The organism is Corynebacterium sp. HMSC034B08 (assembly GCF_001835805.1).
In the GTDB taxonomy this organism is placed as follows: Bacteria; Actinomycetota; Actinomycetes; order Mycobacteriales; family Mycobacteriaceae; genus Corynebacterium; species Corynebacterium coyleae.
Window position 1 is genome coordinate 211,147 of the sequence record NZ_KV825973.1, and the last position, 22,925, is coordinate 234,071.

The following is a 22,925-nucleotide window of genomic DNA, read 5'->3' on the forward strand; positions in this document are numbered from 1 at the left end:
GTTACTGCTCCCCTGCCGTGATGTGCTCGGTGTGATCGCCAAGCGATGCGATAAACGCTTCGTCGTGGGTAATCGAGATGACCGTGACGCCCTTGTCCGTGAGTTCGCGGATCAGGCCGACGAGTTCGACGAAGGTGCGATCGTCCTGGCCGAAGGTCGGCTCGTCCAAAATAAGCAACTTCGGAGCGTTGACCAGCGCGGTTGCCACCGAAAGCCGGCGTTTCTCCCCGCCAGAGAGTGTGAACGGGTTGGCGTCGACGAGGTGGGTCAGGCGCAAACGCTGCAGCAGATCATCGATGCGTTCCTGCGGCGCACCAGACAGCGCCATTTCCTCGCGCACGGTGGCAGTGACAAATTGGTGTTCCGGTTCCTGGAAGACGTACCCGATGCGTTGCGCCAGATCTGCCGAGGACCAGTCAATCGACGGCTTGGCTAGCCCCTGGCGGATAGTTTCCGAGTACTCCACCCGCCCTTGCTTCGGCGGTGTTAGCCCGGCAAGTACCTGCACGAGCGTAGTTTTTCCTGAGCCGTTTTCACCGGTCACCACGGTGGAGAACCCCTCAGGCGCGAGCACCGTGCGTGGTGGGCCGAAGCGTGTCAGCAGGTTCTGCGTCGATACCGCAGCCGGCGTGCTCGCGGAAACCTGCTTTGCCGGCGGCAAGGCAGGCACCTGCGGCAACTCCTCTTCTGTGATCCGGCGAAGCCCTGTCGTATCCAGCCGATAGTAGGTATCCACCACGTGCGACCAGTGCTTCGGGCGGTGCTCCACCACAATCAGGGTCGCGCCGGTGCGTGTGCAGACGCGGTCGACGGCGTTGATGACCTCGTCGCGGCCACGCGGGTCAAGGTTTGCAGTCGGCTCGTCGAGCACCAAAATATCGGCCCCCATTGCCAACACGCCAGCCAGCGCAAGGCGTTGCTTCTGCCCACCGGACAGGCGTGATGTGGGGTGATCGAGCGGCAGGTCCAAGCCGACGGCGCCCAGCGAAGCCTCCACGCGGCGCCAAATCTCGTCGCGCGGTATGCCGAGGTTTTCGGCGCCGAAAGCGACATCGTCGCCCACGCGCGACAGGATCGTCTGCGCCTCCGGGTCCTGCAGCACCATGCCCACCGTGCCGTTGACCTCGAGGGTGCCGGTTTTACTGCCGTCCTCGGAGTCGTCGATAAGTTTCGCGATGACCGCGAGCAGCGTGGATTTTCCGGAGCCAGAGTCGCCGGAGATGAGGATGCGCTCGCCGCGCTCGACGTCGAGATCAACGCCGGTAAACGCAGGCTGGGGACGCGTGGCGTGCTGGTACGTCAACCCTCGAGCACGGATCGCTAGTGCCATTTACGCAGCCTGGTTGAAACGCTCACGGCCGGCGCCGAAACGGTCCAGCGCACCGGTCTTCGCGAGTGCCTTGACCAGGTAGTGGCACAGCACGCCGCCAAGGATCGCGCCGGAGATGACCATGCAGGTCAGGTAGATGATGTTGAACTGCAGGCTCATCGCCAGGTTCGCCGACAGGAACAGCTCGAGGATGAACGCGCCGACAGCGGAGCCGATACCGGCAAGGATCGCCACAGACAGATCGAAACGACGGTACGCGAAGAGCAGGAAGATCAGCCCTGCGCCAAGACCCTGTGCAAGGCCCGAGTAGAGCGTCTCAATGCCCCACTGGCTGCCGATCAACGCTGAAACCGACGCCGCGATGACCTCGACGAACACGGCTGCGCCAGGCTTGCGGATGATCAGCCCGCCAAGCACTCCGCCGGTGAACCAGATACCGGTGACCAGGCCACCGAGGCCCGGCGTGAGCGTATCCAGCGCCTTAAACCCTGCGTAGCCAACGCTGTTCCACACCCAAAACAGCAGACCACACGCCACACCGAGGACGGCGGCGGTGACAATATCGATTACACGCCAAGAATTGTTCTTAACAGGCACAGTCATGTGCTTTCCTTCCTATCGCCGGCATTACCCGGATCAGGTTCAACGGTCCGCCCGAAGGCATCTCAGCTGCGAACGCAGCACCCGTGTGTGTTCAGTTCTCGGAGGCGATGCTACAACACGCCCCAGACATGCTTATCGACGACGTCCCGCATCGGTGCGGTGGCGTCGTCGATAAGCAATTATGCTCCTAGCCGCGCCCCAACTCGATGTGGAGACCCGGCACGGAGTCGATCAGGTTGCGGGTGTAATCCGCCTGCGGGTCGGCGAAGATCGCATCCGCCGGCCCCTGCTCCACAACCTTGCCCTGGCGCATCACCACAATGTCGTCTGCGGTCTCGCGGACCACAGCCAAGTCGTGGGTGATGAACAGGTAGGACAGGTTCATATCGGCCTGCAGGCCCTTGAGCAACTGCAGAATCTGGTCTTGCACAAGCACGTCGAGGGCCGAGACCGCCTCATCGAGGACGATCACCTCCGGGCCCAACGCCATCGCGCGCGCAATCGCGATGCGCTGACGCTGACCGCCAGAGAGCTCGTTCGGGTAGCGACGCATCGCGGACCTCGGCATCTGCACCATGTCCAGCAGCTCCGCCACGCGAGCGTCGCGCTCCTTACGCGAGCCCACCTTGTGCAGGCGCAACGGCTCCTCGATGCAGCGGTAGATCGAGTACATCGGGTCGAGCGAACCGTACGGGTTCTGGAACACCACCTGCATCTTGCGACGCAGATTGAACAGTTCCTTGCGGTTTAACTCCGAGATGTCGCGGCCCTCGAAGTACACGGTGCCGCTGGTCGGCTCAAGCAGGCTTAGCGCCATGTTGGCCACAGTGGACTTGCCGGAGCCAGACTCACCCACCAGCGCAAGCGTGGTGCCGCGGCGAAGATCGAAGGACACCTCGTCGACCGCGCGCAGTGTCTTCTTCGCACCCTTTTGGCCACGGACGTCGAACTCCTTGACCAGGTTATCCACCCGGATGACGACATCCTCCGGCTTGGTCTCGGCCACCGTGACGTCTTCATCCTTCAGCGCAGCGTGCGTACGCGCGGCTGCCAGCGACGGAGCTGCGTTAACCAACCTGCGGGTGTACGGGTGCTTCGGGTTGCGCAAAATATCCAGGCTCGGTCCGCGCTCAACCACACGGCCGCGGTGCATAACCAGCAGGTGGTCAGCGCGCTCTGCTGCGAGTCCCAAGTCGTGAGTGATAAACAGCAGCGCAGTCTGCGATTCCTGGGTGAGCATCTCAAGGTGGTCCAGGATGCGCTTCTGCACGGTCACATCGAGGGCAGACGTGGGCTCGTCGGCAATGAGCAGCTCCGGGTTCGCAGCCAAGCCCATCGCGATGAGTGCGCGCTGGCGCATGCCACCGGAGAACTCGTGCGGGAACTGGCCCGCACGACGCTCCGCGTCCGGCAGGCCTGCATGCTCAAGCAACTCGATGACGCGCTGGTGGCGCTCGGAGCCTTCGACGATGTTGTTCGCCTTCAGCGACTCCTCCACCTGGGTACCAATGCGCCACACCGGGTTCAGGTTAGACATCGGATCCTGCGGAACCAGACCAATCCTGTTGCCGCGAATCTTCTGCCAGCCCTTCTCATCGAGATTGGTCAGTTCCTCGCCGCGCAGCTTGATCGAGCCGCCAGTGACCTTGCCGGTGCCAGGCAGCAGGCCGAGCACCGCCATGGCAGAGGTGGACTTGCCCGAACCGGACTCGCCCACGATTGCGACCTTCTGGCCCGGGTAGATCGTCATATCGAAGTCACGCACAGCCTCAACCACACCCGTGGAGGACTCGAACGTGATGCGGAGGTCGGTCACCTCAAGCAGCGGCTCGGGCGCGCCAGTCTTGTTGTCTTTACCGATTGCGGTGGTCATCGCTTCCTCGCCTTCGGATCAAGGGCGTCGCGCACGACGTCGCCCATCATGATGAAGCTCAGCACCGTCAGTGCGAGCGCAATTGCCGGGTAGAACAGCACCATCGGCTGAGTGCGTAGCGACGCCTGCGCAGCCGAAATATCGCCACCCCACGACACCACCGTGGACGGCAGACCGATGCCCAGGAAGGACAGGGTCGCTTCGGCCACGATGAACTGGCCGAGCGCAACCGTGGCGTACACGATCACGGGCGCCGCGGCGTTCGGCAGGATGTGGGAGGTGATGATCTTCCAGTCGCTCGCCCCCACCGCGCGGGCGGCGGTGACGAACTCGTCGTTCTTAATCCCCATCACTGCACCGCGGGTGATGCGGGCGATCTGGGTCCAGCCGAACATGGACAGCGCGAATACCACCATCCAGATGGAGCGCTTGTTCTGGAACATGGACATGACGACGATCGCGGCCAGCACGAGCGGCACCGCGAAGAAGATGTCAGTCAGACGCGATAGCAGTGTGTCCCAGATGCCGCCGAAGTAACCGGCGATCGCACCGATGAGGCCACCAAGCACGGTCACGATCAGTGTGGTCAGCACGCCGACCGTAACCGATGCGCGAGCACCGTACATCATGCGCGAGTAAATATCGCAGCCTTGACGGTCAAAGCCGAAGATGTGCCCGTCCGTCGGCCCGTTCAGCGAGCGCGACAGCATGCACTCGCGCGGATCGACGCTGGTGAACAGACCAGGGAACACAGCGACGGTGACGGCAAGCAGGATCAATACTGCAGAGAACCAGAACAGCGGCCTGCGACGCAGGTAGTTCCAAGCTTCAGCCCACTGGCTGGTGGGTGTACCGGCATCCGGCACAGCATCAACTGCGCCGAGGCCAGTCTCATCGGTCTCTGCGACGTAGTATTCCTGACCGCGCAGCACCCCAGCATTGGCCATCGTGCGATCAGCCGACATTTCAGGTTGTGGAATGGAATTAGTCATAGCGGATCCTTGGGTCGAGTACTGCGTAAAGCAGGTCAACGATGAGGTTGGCAACGATGTAGATAATCACCAGCACAGTGGTGATCGACACGACGGTCGCGGGCTCGCCCTTAATGATCGACTGGTAGATCGTGCCACCGATACCGTTAATGCCGAAGATGCCTTCGGTCACAATCGCGCCACCCATCAGCGCACCAAGGTCAGCGCCAAGGAAAGTCACGACCGGGATCATGGAATTGCGAAGCACGTGGCGAGTCATCACGGTACCGTCGCTCAGACCCTTAGCTCGCGCGGTACGGACGTAGTCTGCGCGAAGGTTTTCGCTCACGGACTGACGCGTCAGCCTGATCACGTACGCGCACGACAGCGCACCAAGCACGATCGCAGGCATGAGCAACGCTTCAAATGACTCATTGCGCCCCACCGTTGCAGGCAACAGTCCCCACTTCACGCCGAAGAGGTACTGCATGACAAAGCCGATCACGAACGACGGGACGGCGATGACGATCAGCGATGCGACGAGAATCGTGGAGTCGAAGACACCGCCGCGGCGCACACCGGCGATCACGCCGAAGATGATGCCGAACACAGCCTCAAACGCCAGCGCCATCAAACCGAGCTTGATGGTCACCGGGAACGCGTTAGCCATCACCGACGCGACGGGCTGGCCGGAGAAGGTCTTGCCAAAATCGCCCATGAAAATGCCCTTGATGTAGAGCAGGTATTGGACGATAAATGGTTTATCAAGGTTGTATTCCGCTTCGATGCGGGCGCGGGCGGCCTCGGACAGGCCGCGGTCTCCGCCAAGCGCCTGTACGGGGTCGCCCGGCATGAGGAACACGAGGGCGTAAAGCAACAGAGTGGCCCCGAAGAAGACGGGGATCATTTGGAGCAGCCGCCGCCCGATATAACGCAGCATGGTTCCGGGCTCTCCTTTTCCATGTGAGTCGGGACGAAAACCAATTTTGAGTGTGAAACGAGTAATGACCCGCCGCAAAATGCGAACGGGCCACTTTGCGTGGTTGCTTAGGTTACCACCTAGTTTTTGGTGATCTGATGCAGCACCGGAAGTGAGCGCCAGGAGAACGCGACGTTCTCTACGTTTTCGGAGTAGCCACCTGCAACGTTGGAGTACCACAGCGGGATCGCTGGCAGATCCTCAAACAGAACCTTCTGCACCTCGTTGTACTTTTCAGCAGCAGCTTCCGGAGAAGCTGCGGTTGCTGCTTCTTCCAGCAGTGCGTCGACTGCCGGGTTGGAGTAACGCGCATAGTTCGAGGAAGCGCCCGTGCCGTACAGCGGGATCAGGAAGTTACCCAGCGACGGGTAGTCAGCGCTCCAGCCGGTACGGAATGCGCCCTTGACGGCGTCGTTGTCCATATCGTCGAGCATGGACTTGAAGTCCGGGTAGGCGTTGCCCACTGCCTCGATGCCGATGGCGTTGCGGATGGAGTTCGCAACAGCATCGACCCATGCCTGGTGGCCACCATCGGAGTTGTAGGAGATCTCCAGGTCACCGGTGTACGGGTTGATCTTGTCGGCTTCCTCCCACAGGCGCTTTGCCTCCTCCGGGTCGTACTTGAGCACGTCGACGCCCTCAAGGTTGTCGGAGTGGCCCGGGATCACCGGTGCGGCAAAGTCGGTCGCCGGGGTGCGGGTGCCGTCGAAAATGGTCTTGGTGATCTGGTCGCGGTCGATCGCCTTAGAGATTGCCTGGCGACGAAGCTTGCCTTCCTCGCCGCCGAAGTGCTCTTCGTTCTCGTTGATGGTGATCGACTGGAATGCGGCTGCTGGCTGGTTCACAGCGCGCTCGCCAAGCTCGTCTTCGAAGTTGGCCAGTGCAGAATCCGGCACAGCATCGAGCACGTCGAGGTTTCCGGAGAGCAGGTCGGCATAGGCCGCGTCCTGCTGGGCGTAGAAGATGAAGTTCACGCCGTCGTTCTGCGCCTTGCGATCACCCTGGTACTCCTCGTTCGGCACCACGATGGCGTCCTGGTTGTGGTTCCACTCCAGCAGCTTGTAAGGGCCGTTCGAGATCGGGTTTTCGCCGTACGCTTCCATGTCGTCGAACGCAGACGGGTGAAGCGGCGAGAATGCCGTGTAGCCGAGGCGCTGCGGGAAGTCAGCCTCCGGCTGCTCGAGCTCGATGGTGAAGGTCTTGTCGTCGATAACCTCCAGGCCCTCGAGCGGCTTTCCGTCCTCGTAGCCCTTGATCGGCTCGAAGAAGTACGCGTTCATCTGGGAGTTCTCGACTGCGTAGTTCCACGCGTCGACGAAGTCCTTCGCCGTCACCGGGGTACCATCGGCCCACTTCGTGTCCTTCAGCGTGACACGATAGGTCTTCTCACCCTCGAGATCGATGGACTCTGCGAGCTCGTTGTGGCTTTCGCCGTCCTTGTCGTAGTAGGTCAAACCTGCGTACAGGACATCGACGATGCGGCCGCCGCCAGTCTCATTCGTATCTGCGGGCAGCAACGGACGCTGTGGCTCGGAACCGTTGGTCAGAACGTAGTTTCCAGCTCCGTCGGCAGAATTGTCGGCGGAGCCACCACATGCGGCAAGGCCGAGCGCCAGTGCGCCGGCGCCGAGGGCGGCAACTGCTTTCTTGATATGCACCTTGACTCCTTGTGTCTTTTCATGTTTTCGCATGTTGTGCTGTCAAACACTCAGCGTGCTCTAAGGAGTCCACCACAATAAACGTAACCTCCCATAATCCGGCCGCCCCGCGCGTGCGGTCCAACGGACCGAAAAATAGAAACCGCGCCGCCACAACCCAGGGGGGATGTGGACGGCGCGGTCGTTGTCGTTGTTGCGAATCTAATTCGCCAACAGCGGGGTGTTACTTCTTGGTGATCTGGTAGTAGAGCGGCACCTGGTTCCAGCCGAAGACAACGTTGTCAACGTCCTCGGAGTAGCCACCGGTCAGGTTCGAGTACCACAGCGGGATTGCTGGCAGATCCTTCAGCAGGATCTCCTGCGCCGCGTTGAGGTCCTTCACGGCTGCTTCCTGGTCTGCTGCACCGTTGGCCTTCTTCAGCAGGTCGTCGAACTCAGCGTTGGAGTAGTCGCCGTCGTTCGAGCCTGCGCCGGTGCCGTACAACGGGCCAAGGAAGTTGCTCAGCAGCGGGTAGTCTGCCTGCCAGCCGGTACGGAATGCGCCTTCGATGGTGCGGTTGTTCACGTCATCGCGCAGGGACTTGAAGTCCGGGTACGCGTTGCCCACTGCCTCGATGCCGAGGGTGTTGCGGATGGAGTTCGCAACAGCATCGACCCATGCCTGGTGGCCACCGTCAGCGTTGTAGGAGATGGTGAACTCGCCGGTGAACGGTGCGATTGCGTCGGCTTCAGCCCACAGACGCTTCGCCTCCTCCGGGTCGTACTTCAGTACCTCAACACCGTTGAGGCTGTCGGAGTGGCCCGGCAGCACCGGGGAGGTGAAGTCCGTGGCCGGGGTGCGGGTGCCGTCGAAAATCGTTGCCGTGATCTCCTCGCGGTTGATCGCACGCGAGATTGCTTGACGACGAAGCGCACCCTCCTCACCGCTGAAGTGGTCGGCCTTCTCACCGATCGTCATGGACTGGAAGATCGCTGCCGGCTGGTTCACTGCACGGTCGCCGAGCTCGTCTTCGAAGGTGGCGAATGCAGAGTCCGGGATGGCGTCGAGGACGTCCAGGTTGCCGGAGAGCAGGTCGGCGTAGGCGGCGTCCTGCTGCGCGTAGAAGACGTAGTCCAGGCCGTCGTTCTGGGCCTTGCGCGGGCCGTCGTACGCAGCGTTCGGGACAACAACTGCGTTCTGGTTGTGGTTCCACTCGGACAGCGTGTACGGGCCATTGGAGATCGGCTTCTCACCGTACGCCTCGATGTCGTCGTATGCGGACGGGTGCATCGGGAAGAACGCCGTGTAGCCAAGGCGGCTCGGGAAGTCAGACTCCGGCTGGGCCAGCTCGATAGTGAAGGTCTTGTCGTCGACAACTTCGAGGCCTTCGAGCTTCTTGCCCTCCTCGAAGCCCTTGATCGGCTCGAGGTGGTACGCGCCGAGCAGCGAATTTTCTACCGTGTAGTTCCATGCGTCGACGAAGTCCTTGGCCGTGACTGGGGATCCGTCGGACCACTTCGCGTCCTTCAGGGTGACGCGGTAGCCTGCGTCGCCTTCCGGCTCGATGGACTCGGCGATATCGTTTTGCACTTCGCCGTCGCCGTCGTAATAGACCAGGCCTGCGAAGATCTGGTCGATGATGCGGCCGCCACCGGTCTCGTTGATGTTGCCCGGTACGAGGGGGTTCTGCGGCTCCGAGCCGTTGACAAGAACGTAGTTGTCGCCACCGCTGGTGGTGCCTTCAGCGCCACCATCTGCAGAATCGTTTGAGTCACCGCAGGCGACCAGACCGAACGTCAGGGCACCGGCGCCAAGAATCGCCGCTGTCTTCTTCAGTTGCATGTGTTCTCCTTCGACCAAGTATGGAGCCAAGGAATGTCCTGTGGCTCACAATTTGGATGTCCATGTATTTCACCACACTTGACGGTCGCCCGTGGGGAGTTTCACAAATATCTTTTGAAACGCTGTGAGCATCGTGTGTCAGGAGGTACGTGCAATACACTCGAGGCCCGTGGCGTTTGCGTCGCAAAGCAGTTGCACCTGTATGAAAGGACCCTCATGGCCGGTGGCCTCCTCGCACTTCTCGACGATGTCGCACTGATCGCACGACAAGCCGCGGCAAGCGTCGACGATGTCGCCACCTTGACCGCAAAAACATCCACGAAAGCAGCCGGGGTTGTAATCGACGATGCCGCGGTCACCCCGCAATACGTCTCCGGTGTTACTCCGGCGCGTGAGCTTCCGATGATCTGGCGCATCACCAAAGGATCCCTGCGCAACAAGCTGCTGTTTATTCTGCCGATCGCGCTGCTGCTCAACGCGATTGCACCGTGGGCATTGGTCCCGATCCTCATGCTTGGCGGCGCATACCTGTGCTTTGAGGGCGCGGAGAAGATCGCCCATAAGCTTTCCTCCGACGCCGAGGAGCAGCAAGAACAAGCGGTCAATAGAACAGAGCAGGACGAGGATTCCCTGGTCAACAGCGCGATCCGCACGGACTTGATCCTTTCTGCGGAGATCATGATCATCGCGTTGGACGAGGTCAAGGACCAGTCAATTTGGATGGAGGCCGCAGTACTGCTCGCGGTTGGCATTTTCATCACGTTTGCCGTCTACGGCGCTGTGGCGCTACTAGTGAAGATCGATGACATCGGCCACGGCATGATCAAGCGCGGCAACGCACCGAAAACCGGTCACGCACTGGTGAAAGGCATGCCGTACGTGCTTAGCACCATCGGCGTTATCGGCACTGTTGCGATGCTCTGGGTCGGCGGTCACCTCATTGTTCGTGGCCTCGACGAGGTCTTCGGCATTGACTGGCCACACCACATCATCGAAAAGGGTCAGGAACTCGTCGGTGGCGGTGTGCTTGGCTGGTTCGTGGACACCGGCGTCTCGCTCGTCGTTGGCCTGATCGTCGGCTTCATCATCGTCGGCATCGTCACTGCTGTGGGCAAACTGCGCGGTGGTGACGCATCCGAGCGCTCCCAAGAGACTGCCCCGACGGACGCTGCGTAGGCTGCGCCTACAATGCGCCCATGGCACAAAAGCTTTACCCACTGGCTCCATCCACATGGGGTGCGGCCGTTGAAATCCCTGTAGATCACGTCTCCCAAGCGGCGTTGTTCTCGGATTTCGCTGGTAAGCGGGGCACCTCCTACGTGCCCGTCGTGCTTGAGGCGAACCCCCTCAACGCGTCGTGGCGTTTGCGGCTACACAATGCAGCATCGCAAAACAGCATGCTGGCTGGACCAGTGCTCGGGGAAGTTTCGCCACAGTGGCGTTCGCTTTTCGACGAGGTGGAGCGCGTCCACTCCTCAATCCTGAAACCCGTCGCCCTGGCGGCAGTGAAGTTGGAACGCGACATCGGCCAATTCGAGGTCAACTTGTTGCTGCCCGAGCCCCAGTTGGCGGTTCCGCGCAACAACGCACCTGAGACCGCCACTGTCCTGCGTGCCGGCGACATGTTGGTCATCGACACCACCGAAGGGGAATTTAACGCGGCAGATCTAGCACACCGCTCCCCTGGCCAATGGTTCGTCGGATTGCAAGCGCTCGGCGACACCGCCGTCGCGACCCTGGATGGCAAGGTGCTCGGCTCGCTTGCGGAGCCCGAGGTCGTCGAATGGGTTCGCTCCTACGAGCACGGCAACCTTTGGGCACGCGCGATCCTGCTCGACGGCATGGCGGCGCTGGATGCCGCAAGCCCGGACGAAGGCACCGACACCGTCCCGCCGCTATCGGCGGCGCCGGCACGCCAGATCACGCCCTGGCAAGTGATCGACTTTCCAGACGGCAGCTGGGCCATCACCGTGGAGCGCGACGCAGCGATCGACCCCCAAGACACGGTGCACCCGAAGCACACCGCACGCTATGTCTCGCTTGAGGGCAAAGGCCGCCCAGACGAGCTCGACGCACCGACGGAGATGTTCGCGCGTCTCGACGAGACCGAAACACCCGACAAGCCCGCAGCGCCTGCAGCGCCTGCGAAGCGCCCGGACGCAACACGAGTTGCGCAGAACGACCGCCCAGAGGGCTACCTCACCGAGGTGGAGAAGGTCCAGCTCAGGAGGCGGAACCGGAAGCGTCGTCGTGGCGGAAGGCATCGTCGATAAGCAAAAGCTCCTATGGTGGGAACCGTAACGAACCCGAAGTTTAAGGAGCGATCATGGCTGACCATGGACCGAATCCGTACGTCGTTGACATTGAAAAGGCGACGCTTGATAACGAGGCGTTCCGCGACACCCTGTGGACCGGCAAGTTCCTGCAGCTGACCGTCATGACCATCCCGCCGGGCGGCGAGATCGGCGCTGAGATCCACGACGGTCATGACCAGTTCCTGCGCCTCGAAGAAGGCGAGCTGCGCGCAATGATCGGCGCATCCGAGGACGACCTCGAAGTCGACGAAGTGATCAAGGATGATTGGGCAGCATTCGTCCCGGGCGGCAAGTGGCACAACTTTGTCAACGAGTCCGACAAGCCGGCAAAGCTGTACTCCATTTACGCACCGCCGGAGCACAAGCCGGGCACCCGCCACGAAACCAAGGCGGACGCCGATAACGACCCGGATGAACACGACGCTGTCTAATCCAAACACAGGCAACGTACAGCAATAACGTCACGGCCCCGAGCACCTGCCGGGGCCGTTTTCGTCTGCTACATTCTAAGGGCTTATTCACACGCAATTCGACATCTTTGTTTAAGAAGGCCCTCCCATGCGTTTCCCCTCTCGTCGCAACGCTTTGCTGTGTGCAACCACCGCAGGCAGCTTGCTTCTCGCCGGTTCCGTATGCGCCCCCGCGCACGCCCAGTCCAGCCTGAGCTCTTCTAGCTCGTCTGGTTCGTCCGGCTCGTCGCGCCCCTCATCGCCGTCGAACGAGTCCTACACCTTCCCGAAACCACCTGAGAAGCGCGCGTCCGCCCCTGTGACCATGCCCGACGGCACAATCGTGCAGGTGATGGACGATGTGCTGGGCAAGTATTCGAAGCACGTCGGGTTTAAGGACGGCGACCTGGGTGCGATGGCGCCGCTGAACAACAGCAAGGAGTTTGCCATGATCTTCGGCGACTCCTTCCGCGAATCCATCAAGGGCCCCAAGAACGAATGGTTGAGCCCGGTTGGTGTTGTGGCGAAGATGAACGACGACGGTTTTATTGAAATCGTCCGCCCCCTGAACAACGGACGCCGAGTGGAAAGCCTGGTGTCGTACCACCACACCGACAACCTGACGCTTATCCCGTCGGATGTGATCAACCTCGACGGCACCTTGTACATGCAGGGCATGTGGAACAAGGGCATCGGTAACGTGCTCTACACGGAGATCTGGAAGTCCACCGACAACGGCCAGACCTGGAAGTCGATTTCCAAAACCCCAACGAATTACATTCCGGGAGGCCTCGGCGACCTGATCACCTGGGAGAAGGGCCCGGACGGCTACGTGTACGTGATGTCGAGTGCCTTCACCCGCAAGGAAAAGGTTTTCCTTTCGCGCTTTAAGCCGCAGGACATTGCGGATCGCAGCAAGTGGGAGCTCTACGACTACTCCGAACCCGACGCCGACAAGAAGTGGAGCAACGTCGCTGCCCCAATTCTGTCGGACGGTGTCAAGGCCGGCGAGATGAACCTGCGCTACATCAACGGTCACTGGGTGCTCGTGATGTTCAACGAGGAGAAGCTGGCCATCGAGGTACGCATCTCCGACACGCTTGAGCAAAACTGGGACAACGTGCCCGTGGCGACGATTGCCAAGCACGGCTCCTGGCTCAGGCCGCAAAATCCCAAGAACTGGTCGCAGCCTTACGGCGGCTACATCGTGCCTGGGTCCACGATTGACAACATGGACATCGTCGTCTCCCAGTGGAACACCGGCACGAACGACCGCTACATGTCCACCCAGTTCAACGTGAAGGGCCTGGACACCTTCTTCGGCATCAACATGGATGAGGCTATCGAGGACGACAAGGTCCTGGAGGTCGAAGAGCACGCCGCCACCGACACTCCGGACATGCAATCCGAGGAAAACCTGGTCCAGAGCAAGCCGGAGACGCTCCTGTCCTCCGAGGACAACGACGCGCTGCGCACCACAGGCATCGTGTTGGGCGTCGTCGCCGCACTTGGCGCGACTGGCATGCTGGTGTTCCCGTATGTGAAGGACCAGATCCCGCAGCAGGTCGTCGATATGCTTCCGCCTCAGATTCGACAGATGCTCGGCCTCTAGCCACCCCTGGGAAAGCCCAGTATCATCTCGGCAGTGACTGTCCCTGTAAAGCGCTCGCCGTGGCCTGCTCTTTGGAGCATGATGCTGGGCTTTTTCATGATTTTGGTGGATTCCACCATCGTCTCCGTAGCCATCCCGGCGATCTCTGACGGGTTGGAGGCGTCATATAACGAGGTGTTGTGGGTCAACAGTGCTTACCTGCTCGCCTACGCGGTGCCGCTGCTGATCACGGGGCGTCTCGGGGACCGCTTCGGGCCGCGCACGATCTATCTGATCGGCCTGACAATCTTTACTGTTTCTTCGCTGGCGTGTGGCTTGGCGGGAAGTTCGGCTGCGCTCATCGCCGCCCGGGCCTTCCAAGGTTTGGGTGGCGCGCTGGTAACGCCGCAGACGATGTCGGTGATGATCCGCACGTTTGCACCGAAGGAACGCGGCGGCGCCATGGGTGTGTGGGGTGCGACTGCCGGCCTTGCCACGGTGACCGGACCTCTGCTGGGCGGTGTGCTTGTCGACGCCGCCGGGTGGCCCTGGATCTTCTACGTCAACGTCCCAATCGGCATCATCGGCCTCATCCTGGCCTGGATATTTGTGCCGAAGCTGGAGCAGAATAACCGCCACTTCGACTGGCCCGGGGTGGTGCTCAGCGCGCTTGGCATGTTCTGCCTCGTCTTCGGCGTGCAGGAAGCCCAGCACTTCGGCTGGGACTGGCGCGTGTGGACCCTGCTCGTCGTTGGCGTTGTTGCGATGGTGTTCTTCTTCCGCTGGCAGTCACGCCAATCCACGAACGCATTGGTGCCGCTTGCACTTTTCGACGACCGCAACTTCTCCCTCGCCGCCTTCACCATCTCCACCGTCGGCTTCGCGGTATCCACTTATGTCATTCCGTGGATGATCTACATCCAAACCGTCGGCGAGCTCTCCCCCACCCACGCCGCATTGCTGATCTTGCCGTCTGGCTTGGTCTCCGGGGTGTTGTCGCCGTACATCGGCAGACTCACTAACACGCACGACCCGAAGCCGTTCGCCATAGCGGGAATGACGCTGGCGGCGCTAAGCATCGGCGCAACCGCACTGATCACAACACCTGGGGTTGACCCGAACTGGATGTATGCCATTTCGGTGGTGTACGGCGTAGCCAACTCGATGATGTGGGGGCCACTTTCCATGATTGCCACCCGCAACCTGGACCCAAAGTTGGCGGGTGCCGGTTCAAGTGTGTACAACACCACCCGCCAAATTGGTGCAGTGATCGGATCAGCAGCAATTGCCGCGATGATGTCCGCGCAGCTCGATTCGCGGTTGGGTATACACGCGGGTGCGAACGGCGGCGCTGCGGAGACACCGCCAGCATCGCCAACTGCATCGCCAACGCAGGTTTCCGGCCCCCTGCCGGAGTTTTTGCACGAGCCGTTTGCGGCTGCGATGGCAACGTCGATTTGGTTGCCGTGCCTCGTTATCGCCGCCGGCGCTCTGACTGCCTGCTTCTTTGCAAAAACCAAGTCCTGGGGCAGCGCCTAGAGAGGTAGGACCGTAGCGGAACAGCGCCTAGGTTGGTGCGCTTAAGGGCGCGGCATGATGCGAACGCGGTCCCAGTCACCGTGGTCATTGAGCACGTAGGCCACGCGATCCGAGTTCGAGCGGTCGTCCCAAAGGTTGAAAAATTCGAAGTGGTTCGGCTCCACCCGCCAGAGGTTGAAGCGGTCACCATCGACAACGCGCGACGCAGCGCCACGGATGCGCACTGCCCGGCGCATGGGCTGCCACCAGAAATTCAGCGCAGCGGCCCAGCTCTTCTCAAGCTGGTCCACCTTGGCCGTTCCTGTCGCGGTTCCGAAGTGGAAGCCGTCGGAGTTGAGGTACAGAAGGTCGACGACTCGCGCATCGGGCTGACCGTTGTCGTCCACCGTGGCCACGGTGACCGCAGTAGGGTCGCCGACTTCGTTCTCCACGGCTTCTTTAAACCACGTGGCAAACAGTTCGTTCGGGTCGGCAGGAATATTGTCGGGATCAAACTTTCCCAGCGAGATATGTTGCTTGGGTAGCTCACCGATATAATCCTGCGACAAGTAGATCATGCAGCGATCGTAACAACTGGTCCGACCCTGTGCTGGTATTTCCCTTATGAACTCCCCACGGCGTAAACCTCGTGCGCCAAAGCGACGCATCACGGGCACCTACCCCATTGCTTCAGGCCACGCGGCCATCATCGCGGATCCGGACCGCGACGGCGGCTACACGTTAGAGGTGAATAACGTCCCGTCGTCGTATGTGGTGCCCGGCGCGCCCGAGGTGTTGGAGTACGACTACATGCGGTGGATCGCGGGGTTTATCCAGGGGTTTGTGGAGGACCGGCCCCTCGCGCCGTTTGCTGCGGTGCATCTGGGTGCTGCGGGGTGTGCGTTGCCGAGTTATGTGCAGCATCGGTGGCCGAGCAGCAACGTTGCGGTGGAGCTGGATGGTCAGTTGGCGCGGTTGGTGCGCGATGCGTTTGATCCGCCGGTGGCGATCAAGGTGGCGGAGGCGCGCGCGTTTACGCATGCGTTGCTGGAAGGTTCGGTGGATGTGATTGTGCGCGATGTGTTCGCTGGCCCGGACACGCCCCGCCCACTAACCACGGTGGAGTTTTATCGGGCAGTACATCGAGCGTTGTGTCCAGGTGGGTTGTTTGTGGCGAACATTGGAGATGCCGCTGGTCTTGCACGCACGCGTGCGGAATTAGCGGGTTTGAGCGAGGTGTTTCGCCACACCATGGTCGCGGCAAGTGCGCCGGTGCTCGCCGGCGGCGCGTACGGCAACGTGGTGGTCGCGGCGTCTGATCAGCCGTTGCGGTGCTGTGCTGATGTGCCGTCGAAGCAGGGGCAGTTGCTTATCGACGACACCCCGTCCCACCACGACTAACCCACCGCAAGGGACTTCAGAGCCGTAACTCAGTGCCCAGCGACGGCTGGTAGAGCGCGGCGTATTCCGCGGTGAGTTCTTTGAAGTGCGGGGATGTGACCTCGGCTAACGCTGCGATGTAGTCCGGCACCATGGCCTTGGGAATACGCAGTCCCATGGTCAGGTGCGGGATCCAGCGAGCGCCGCGACCGTCCGGGTTGGCGGCGCTGACGCGCTGGGCTGCCGTGTCGAGGGATTCGGGGGCTTCAAGCAGCCAGGCCACGGTTTGTTTGGATTTGGTGCCGAAGACGACGACCCCGGTTCGTCGTAAAGCAGCTGGCAATTCTGGCGGCAGGATGACTGCCGCCTCCCCGATAGCGTTGCGGTGCATTGTCGGTGCGAAGGTAACCGAGATGTGCGGCCGTTGGTGCTGCTGCGGGAAGCCCCGCTCCGCGAGCTCCGCGTAGATCTGCCGAACTGCGCGTTCTTCCTCCTCCGGGATGCGCAACAAAATATTCTCGGGTGACACGCCAGTAGCGTACCTATTTACATGCGTATTGTGGCTGCATGAATCCTTTCGAGCGCGCGCTGGCCGCCGCACCCGATTACGTTCCGTCGTATTTATCCAAGGTTTCACCGGGGGACTTTTCGCTTATCGACGACACCTGGCAGATCCACGCCCGCACCTACACCGGCGGCGACGCCGTGTACGGCTTGCGCCTCGGCGAGGACGACACCGTGGAGTCCGTGACCATCAACGGTGTGGTCACGGCCGATATCCCCGAGCTGCCGCAGCGCCCAGTGACGCTTCTGGAGTGGTACGACGCCATCGTCTACCTCGACGGCTGCGGGCGCGAGGCCGACCGGCAGGACCCGCGCTGGCACGGCGACGATCTGGAATCCGAACTCGAGCGCGCCGAGCACAACGTCGTCGAGGTCTCGTACACCCCAGTACGCCTGGAAGCTTTCGCCGACCCGAAGGCCTGCGAGGATTACCTCAACCGTGTCCTGTCCTCAAGCCCAGTGCGAGTCGAGGTGCGCGAGCTGTCCTGGCCAGGCAACGCGACACAAACCGGGCTTGGGGATGCCAGCCTGATTGCCGACACCGGCCATCCCGACGCGTACTCACCCGGCCCCTACACCACCTCTATCGAACCGAACCAGTGGTACGAGATCCTGCAGGACATGGGCTACGCCTCCTACGTCTACGCCCAGTACATGGACGCCGCCGCAAGCACTCAACCAACCCAGTGCGGTGCCGCGACCGCATACCGGATCTCTGACCTGCCGGAGTACGTCACCTTTGAGCCGTCGCCCGAATACAACTGGTGGGCGCTGTGCTTTCCCGACCTGAACTTCATGTTCAAGGTCTCGCCCGCCGCCACACTGCTGTACATCACGGTGGATAACAATGGCGGAAGTGTGGTCGTCGAAAATAAGCACCAGGGGCCGTACGCCAAACACCACGAACTCCAGGAGCGATTCCAGCGCAGGTGGGGCCACCTTGCCGACGACTCCATCCCGCACACCGACGCCGAAATCGACGCCGCAATCGCGACCGCACTCGAAGCCATTGGGGGTAAATGATGAGCACACGCTTTACCACCGACACCGTCGATTCGCTGCCACCGATGGACACCGACGACGGCTGGTCCCACAAGGGCTGCAACTGGACCAACGCGCCGTGTGGCGACACCGCACAGTACTTCGTGTCCTATCCCTGCCCCGAACATGGCTCAGCGCACGCGGGTGAAACGCTGCTGTTCTGCCCACGCCACTATGCACTCAGCCTGCTGTACGTGGCCGAGGTCGCTATGCCCGACGGCGACCTGGACTTCGCCGACCTCGTGTTGGAGCACGGGGCGCTCTAGGCGATTCCCCAGCGTCCCCCTAACTCACCCCCAGACACTTGACGCCAAGCCAGGCGTGCCTTACCTTACCTCCGAGGCTTGTAAGGTAAGCCTAATCAATGTTTAGAAAGGTACTGGGTTGAAGCTCATCCAGCGCGCAGGGGTAGCCATTGTCTCCGCTGCAACAGTTCTCGGCCTCGTCGCATGCTCCGGCGAGACCCAACCACAAGACACCACCGCAACGTCGGCGACATCCGCCACGGCGTCCTCGACACGTAAGGCGGACGGTAGCGTCCACGTCACAGACGCTGCGGGACGCACTCTCGAATTCGACGAGCACCCCGACCGCATCGTCCTCGCCGAAGGACGCGCGGTCTTTGCTACCTCTGCTCTGCAAGATGACCCATTCGACAACATCGTCGCCTACGGCCAAGACCTGTTTAAAGCCGCACCCGCATTCCGCGAGAAGCTTTTCCAGCAGTTCCCGGAAGCCATCGACATGCCCATGATCGGCTCGATTCAAAAGGGTGACGTCACGGTGGAAAACCTGCTCGCTCAGGATCCGGACGTAGTCATCATGACGCTCGACCAGAAGAAGGCCACCGAAGAAAGCGGCTTCCTGGCGGACATGGACGCCGCCGGCATCACGTACGCCTTCATCGACTTCCGCCAAAAGCCACTGGAAAATACTACCGTTTCCATGTCCCTGCTCGGCGCCCTGCTGGACAAAGAAGATCGGGCAGCGAAGTTCAACGACTTCTACGACACTAAGGTCCGCACTGTGACGGACCGTGTCGCAACCATCAAGGACCGCCCCGACACCTTGGTGTGGACTGCAGCCGGGTTCACCGACTGCTGCAACGTCGCAGGTGATGTCCACCTGGGCACTCTGGTCACCGCTGCAGGCGGGCATAACCTCGGCCCAGAAGTCATCAGCGTTGACTCGCCAAAGCTCACCGCAGAGAAGCTAGTAGAGATCAACCCCGAGAAGCTCATCGTCACTGGGGGTGAGTGGGCCCGCGACCCGAACAAGACCGAGCAGTTCCAACATGTCGAACTCGGCTACCAGGCCGACGCCAACACAGCAATTAAGACCTGCTCTGGCCCGTTGGAGATCCCCGGCATCGAGCTGCTCGACGCCCCGAAGAACGGCAACTATTACGCCATCTACCACCAGTTCTACGACAACCCGTTCAACGTGTTCGCCCTCGAAGCGATTGCGAAGTGGCTGCACCCCGAGGAGTTCAAGGACCTCGATCCGGCAAAAGAGTTCGAAGAGTTCCACGACGAATGGCTGCCGTACGACTACAGCGGCACCTTCTTCGTCAACGCGTCGGACGCTAACTCCTAATGGCTACAGCGGTAACACCTCCAGACATGCATGACGAGACAGAAGCAATGGAGGCGATTGCGACGTACCGGCAACGGGGTCGTCGCAAAGCAATCGCGATTGCGGGGCTCACCCTCGCCGCGGTTGTGAGCTTCCTCGTCGCAGTCATCGTCGGCCCATTAAATATTTCGCTCGGCCAAGTATGGAATGCGGTTTTTCGCCCCGAACTTGTCGACGAACAAACGCGCACCGTCATCCGCACCCTACGCCTTCCCGCTGCAATCATGGCGGTTCTCGTCGGGGTAGCACTGTCACTCGCAGGCGCGCAGATGCAGACAATCCTGGACAACCCGCTAGCGGAACCGTTCACCCTCGGTATCTCCGCAGCGGCAGCCTTCGGCGCGGCAATGTCCATCGTCATCGGTTGGGTGGTGTTGCCGAACGCGCAACTCAACTTGGCGTTCACCGCGGCGTTATCAGCACTTGTCGCAGTCGCCATCGTTGCTGCGGCCGCAGTGTGGAAAGGTGCGAACGCCGAATCGATGATCCTGCTCGGCATCGCCCTATCATTCCTCTTCCAGGCGCTACTTTCGCTGTTGCAATACGGCGCAAACACCGAAGCGCTCCAACAGATTGTGTTCTGGACAATGGGCTCGCTGCAACGCGCGAACTGGACCACCACGTCCATCCTTGCCGTGGTTATTGCGGCCGCCATCCCATTTTGCGTTGCCAATTCATGGCGCCTTACAGCGCTTCGACTTGGCGACGACCGAGCCGCCGCCCTCGGCATCAATGTCGCCCGCCTCCGCGTCACCACCCTGCTCGTCGCTTCAGTGCTCGCAGCAGCCTCGGTGGCGTTCACCGGCATCATCGGTTTTATCGGGCTCGTCGGCCCGCACGTGGCCAGGATGCTGGTCGGCGAAGACCAAAAGTTCTTCCTCCCCGCCTCCGCTGCAGCCGGGGCAATGCTACTCAGCGTCGCCTATGCCGTATCCCTTTCCATCATCCCGGGCGTGGCGATCCCGATCGGCATCATCACCGCACTCGTCGGCGTGCCGTTTTTCATCTTCCTCATTTTCACCCGCAACAGGCGGAAAGGCTGAAACCATGACAGTCCAAGTAGATGACCTGACAGTGAAATACGGCCGCAACATCATCCTCGATTCCATGTCATTCGGCCCGCTAAAGGAAGGCAATGTGATCGGCCTGCTCGGCCCAAACGCCGCAGGAAAATCAACGCTGATCAAGACCCTGGCAGGCATTAAAACGCCAACGTCCGGCACCTGCACAATCACTCTCGACGGTGCGACTGTCTCCGACGCTAACCGCCCTCACGTCGTCGGTTATGTACCACAGGATCTGCTCACTGGAGCCTCGCTCACCGCGTTCGAGTCCATCGTGATCGCAGCCCGGCGCGGCGGTGGCTCCACCGAAAATCCCGTCGAAGCCACAGCACGCATCATGAGCCGGCTCGGAATCACAGCGCTTGCAGACCGCATGATGTCCGCCATGTCAGGCGGCCAGCGACAACTCGTCGGCATCGCACAGATGTTGGTACGCGAGCCTCGCATCTTGCTTCTCGACGAGCCCACCTCCGCCCTCGACCTCCGCCACCAAGTCGACGTCCTCCAGCTGGTCCGAGAGGTCATCGCAGGCACCGACAAGCTGGCAATCGTCGCCATCCATGACCTCAACCTCGCTGCCCGCTACTGCGACGAGCTACTCGTTATGAAAGGCGGCAAGACGATCACCCACGACTCCCCCAACGATGCATTCACACCCGAACTGTTGGAGCAGGTCTACGGCATCCGCGCCAAAGTTCTCCACGACGGCAACGTTCCTGTCATTTGCCCGGTGTAGGTGCCAGCACAGATCCAGGGCAGGTCCGGGGCAATCATGGGAGTTGAAGATACGGATTACCCCCACTGCGGGTTGTCCACATCCACGCCTGCGTTCTTGGCGTGCGCGGTGATCAGTTCGAGCAGGTAATCCTGCGCGCCATCGTAGGCGGCGTGGAAGCGGTCGTCGCCGACGTACATGCGGGCCAGGATGAGCTGGCGCGCCGGGGTGACGTCGTACCACTGGCCGATGCTCGCGCGGTGGCGCTCCACCAACGCCTCGGCCTCCTCGGAACCAGGTGCGACGCCGGCATCGCGGGCCGCGACTAGGTCCTTAGCCAGCGCGTCCTGCTCTTCCTGGAGGCGCTTGAAGTCGCCGTCCCCCATCTGCGCCAGCTTCTCCTGGGACTGCGCCCACTCGGGCGTATCGCCCCAGCGCTGCTGTGCTTCCTCCTGGTAGGCGGGCATGTTCTCGCCGAGGTACTTCTTCATTGCGTCCATGTTGATCGCTCCTTGTGTTGATTCGTTGATGAGTTGTTCGACAGAGGCGAGTTGTTCCTCGAGGGCGTCTCGTCGAGAAGCAAGTGCCTGTTTGTGGTGTTTGAGGGCGTTTGCGAGGGTGTGCGGGGAGGCGCTGAGAAGCGATGCAATCTCCGCGAGTGGCACGCCCACGCCGCGGTAGAGTGCGATAGCTGCACCTCGCTCGAGGTCCGCGTCGGTGTAGATGCGGTGGTCCGCCCACGTGCGCTCCGGTTCGATGAGCCCGAGGGTTTCCCAGTGGCGTAGGGCTTTCGTGGATACACCAAGCGCCTGTGCTGCTTCGCCGATCGTGTACTCGTTATCCTCTGTCATGCATGTGATTGAACAGGTTGCCGCAGGGGCAAGCACAAATTGGAGGCAAACATGGACGAGATTCGCGTAGGCGACGCTGAGCGCTCGGAAGCACTCGACCGCCTAGGCACGCTGTTCGCCGACGGCTACCTCGACGTGAGCGAGTTCGAAGAACGCACAGGGCAGGCTGCAGTAGCGCGCACACGTGGCGAGTTAGCCACGCTTTTCGACGACCTCCCCGACCAACCCGCAACCCCCGCAAAACCGTCCGCTTCTGAAATCGAACTGGAACAAAAACTCGCAGCGAAAAAGAAGATGGATGCCGCCATGGTCGCAACCGGTGTCCTCGGCGCCCTCACATACTTCATCCTCCAACTCGGCTTCGACCTGGATTACGCCTGGGCGGTCTGGCCAATAACGGGCGTTCTGATGATCACCTGGTTCCCCGTATTCAACATCTCCGAAGAGGAGGATGAAGTCCTCGAAGAGCTGCTACAAAAGGACAAGAAGGAACGCGCGAAGCGCCTCAAGCTCGCGTACGAGCGCCGCAAAGAACTTGGGAAATAGCCGGATATTTCCTGTGCACG

At 61.2% G+C, this 22,925-nt stretch carries 22 protein-coding genes and 1 riboswitch; of the genes, 12 read left to right on the forward strand and 10 right to left on the reverse strand.

Annotation, left to right across the window (positions count from 1 at the left end; all coding sequences use genetic code 11):
* Position 1: 1 nt before the first annotated feature.
* From HMPREF2656_RS11840 to HMPREF2656_RS11870, 7 genes are all read right to left on the reverse strand, one after another.
* Positions 2-1,330 carry an ABC transporter ATP-binding protein gene (locus tag HMPREF2656_RS11840; protein WP_070816862.1) on the reverse strand — a complete coding sequence of 443 codons (1,329 nt, stop codon included), beginning with the start codon at positions 1,328-1,330 and terminating at the stop codon, positions 2-4.
* Positions 1,331-1,933 (reverse strand): ECF transporter S component, encoded by a 603-nt coding sequence (locus tag HMPREF2656_RS11845; RefSeq protein ID WP_070816863.1) that lies wholly within the window; start codon positions 1,931-1,933, stop codon positions 1,331-1,333. It lies immediately after the preceding gene.
* Positions 1,925-2,028, reverse strand: a riboswitch (TPP riboswitch). Its footprint overlaps the gene before it by 9 nt.
* Positions 2,029-2,120: 92 nt before the next feature.
* Positions 2,121-3,806, reverse strand: coding sequence for an ABC transporter ATP-binding protein (locus tag HMPREF2656_RS11850; RefSeq protein ID WP_070816864.1), 1,686 nt, complete (start codon positions 3,804-3,806; stop codon positions 2,121-2,123).
* The gene (locus HMPREF2656_RS11855) at positions 3,803-4,753 is read right to left on the reverse strand and encodes an ABC transporter permease (RefSeq protein WP_070421663.1); all 951 of its coding nucleotides are present in this window, start codon (positions 4,751-4,753) and stop codon (positions 3,803-3,805) included. Before HMPREF2656_RS11855 ends, HMPREF2656_RS11850 begins: the two co-directional genes overlap by 4 nt.
* 37 nt (positions 4,754-4,790) lie before the next feature.
* Positions 4,791-5,717, reverse strand: coding sequence for an ABC transporter permease (locus tag HMPREF2656_RS11860; RefSeq protein WP_070421623.1), 927 nt, complete (start codon positions 5,715-5,717; stop codon positions 4,791-4,793).
* Between the two features lie 119 nt (positions 5,718-5,836).
* Entirely contained in the window at positions 5,837-7,414 is a 1,578-nt protein-coding gene (locus tag HMPREF2656_RS11865; RefSeq protein WP_070421624.1) for a peptide ABC transporter substrate-binding protein, read from the reverse strand.
* Between the two features lie 223 nt (positions 7,415-7,637).
* Positions 7,638-9,236 carry a peptide ABC transporter substrate-binding protein gene (locus tag HMPREF2656_RS11870; protein WP_070816865.1) on the reverse strand — a complete coding sequence of 533 codons (1,599 nt, stop codon included), beginning with the start codon at positions 9,234-9,236 and terminating at the stop codon, positions 7,638-7,640.
* Positions 9,237-9,452: 216 nt separating this feature from the next.
* Between HMPREF2656_RS11870 and HMPREF2656_RS11875 the strand changes: the two genes are divergently transcribed.
* From HMPREF2656_RS11875 to HMPREF2656_RS11895, 5 genes are all read left to right on the forward strand, one after another.
* Positions 9,453-10,412, forward strand: coding sequence for a DUF808 domain-containing protein (locus HMPREF2656_RS11875; RefSeq protein ID WP_070421626.1), 960 nt, complete (start codon positions 9,453-9,455; stop codon positions 10,410-10,412).
* 20 nt (positions 10,413-10,432) lie between these two features.
* The gene (locus HMPREF2656_RS11880) at positions 10,433-11,509 is read left to right on the forward strand and encodes a hypothetical protein (RefSeq protein ID WP_070816866.1); all 1,077 of its coding nucleotides are present in this window, start codon (positions 10,433-10,435) and stop codon (positions 11,507-11,509) included.
* Between the two features lie 53 nt (positions 11,510-11,562).
* Entirely contained in the window at positions 11,563-11,982 is a 420-nt protein-coding gene (locus tag HMPREF2656_RS11885) for a cupin domain-containing protein (RefSeq protein WP_070421628.1), read from the forward strand.
* Positions 11,983-12,109: 127 nt separating this feature from the next.
* Positions 12,110-13,612 (forward strand): DUF4185 domain-containing protein, encoded by a 1,503-nt coding sequence (locus HMPREF2656_RS11890; protein WP_070816867.1) that lies wholly within the window; start codon positions 12,110-12,112, stop codon positions 13,610-13,612.
* 33 nt (positions 13,613-13,645) lie between these two features.
* Positions 13,646-15,130 carry a DHA2 family efflux MFS transporter permease subunit gene (locus tag HMPREF2656_RS11895; protein ID WP_246825166.1) on the forward strand — a complete coding sequence of 495 codons (1,485 nt, stop codon included), beginning with the start codon at positions 13,646-13,648 and terminating at the stop codon, positions 15,128-15,130.
* Between the two features lie 41 nt (positions 15,131-15,171).
* Here the strand turns inward: HMPREF2656_RS11895 and HMPREF2656_RS11900 are convergent, their stop codons facing one another.
* Positions 15,172-15,687 carry a pyridoxamine 5'-phosphate oxidase family protein gene (locus HMPREF2656_RS11900; protein WP_070452676.1) on the reverse strand — a complete coding sequence of 172 codons (516 nt, stop codon included), beginning with the start codon at positions 15,685-15,687 and terminating at the stop codon, positions 15,172-15,174.
* A gap of 46 nt (positions 15,688-15,733) precedes the next feature.
* Here HMPREF2656_RS11900 and HMPREF2656_RS11905 point away from each other — a divergent pair, with 46 nt between their 5' ends.
* Positions 15,734-16,510, forward strand: a complete 777-nt coding sequence (locus tag HMPREF2656_RS11905; protein ID WP_070816869.1) for a spermidine synthase — start codon at positions 15,734-15,736, stop codon at positions 16,508-16,510.
* A 16-nt stretch (positions 16,511-16,526) separates the two neighbouring features.
* On the opposite strand, the gene HMPREF2656_RS11910 is transcribed toward HMPREF2656_RS11905, so the two are convergent.
* The gene (locus HMPREF2656_RS11910; RefSeq protein WP_070421633.1) at positions 16,527-17,018 is read right to left on the reverse strand and encodes a 2'-5' RNA ligase; all 492 of its coding nucleotides are present in this window, start codon (positions 17,016-17,018) and stop codon (positions 16,527-16,529) included.
* A gap of 38 nt (positions 17,019-17,056) precedes the next feature.
* Here HMPREF2656_RS11910 and HMPREF2656_RS11915 point away from each other — a divergent pair, with 38 nt between their 5' ends.
* The 5 genes from HMPREF2656_RS11915 (at position 17,057) to HMPREF2656_RS11935 (ending at position 21,529) form a co-directional block, all read left to right on the forward strand.
* Positions 17,057-18,076 (forward strand): hypothetical protein, encoded by a 1,020-nt coding sequence (locus HMPREF2656_RS11915; protein WP_070816870.1) that lies wholly within the window; start codon positions 17,057-17,059, stop codon positions 18,074-18,076.
* Positions 18,073-18,360 (forward strand): hypothetical protein, encoded by a 288-nt coding sequence (locus tag HMPREF2656_RS11920; RefSeq protein WP_070421635.1) that lies wholly within the window; start codon positions 18,073-18,075, stop codon positions 18,358-18,360. Before HMPREF2656_RS11915 ends, HMPREF2656_RS11920 begins: the two co-directional genes overlap by 4 nt.
* 118 nt (positions 18,361-18,478) lie before the next feature.
* Positions 18,479-19,690 carry an ABC transporter substrate-binding protein gene (locus tag HMPREF2656_RS11925; protein ID WP_070816871.1) on the forward strand — a complete coding sequence of 404 codons (1,212 nt, stop codon included), beginning with the start codon at positions 18,479-18,481 and terminating at the stop codon, positions 19,688-19,690.
* A 26-nt stretch (positions 19,691-19,716) separates the two neighbouring features.
* Entirely contained in the window at positions 19,717-20,772 is a 1,056-nt protein-coding gene (locus HMPREF2656_RS11930; RefSeq protein WP_141761087.1) for a FecCD family ABC transporter permease, read from the forward strand.
* A gap of 4 nt (positions 20,773-20,776) precedes the next feature.
* Positions 20,777-21,529, forward strand: a complete 753-nt coding sequence (locus HMPREF2656_RS11935) for an ABC transporter ATP-binding protein (protein WP_070816873.1) — start codon at positions 20,777-20,779, stop codon at positions 21,527-21,529.
* A gap of 56 nt (positions 21,530-21,585) precedes the next feature.
* Here HMPREF2656_RS11935 and HMPREF2656_RS11940 read toward each other — a convergent pair whose 3' ends face one another.
* Positions 21,586-22,359 (reverse strand): MerR family transcriptional regulator, encoded by a 774-nt coding sequence (locus HMPREF2656_RS11940; RefSeq protein ID WP_070816874.1) that lies wholly within the window; start codon positions 22,357-22,359, stop codon positions 21,586-21,588.
* A 51-nt stretch (positions 22,360-22,410) separates the two neighbouring features.
* On the opposite strand from HMPREF2656_RS11940, the gene HMPREF2656_RS11945 reads away from it, so the two are divergent.
* Positions 22,411-22,905 carry a DUF1707 SHOCT-like domain-containing protein gene (locus tag HMPREF2656_RS11945; protein ID WP_070816875.1) on the forward strand — a complete coding sequence of 165 codons (495 nt, stop codon included), beginning with the start codon at positions 22,411-22,413 and terminating at the stop codon, positions 22,903-22,905.
* Positions 22,906-22,925 lie beyond the last annotated feature (20 nt).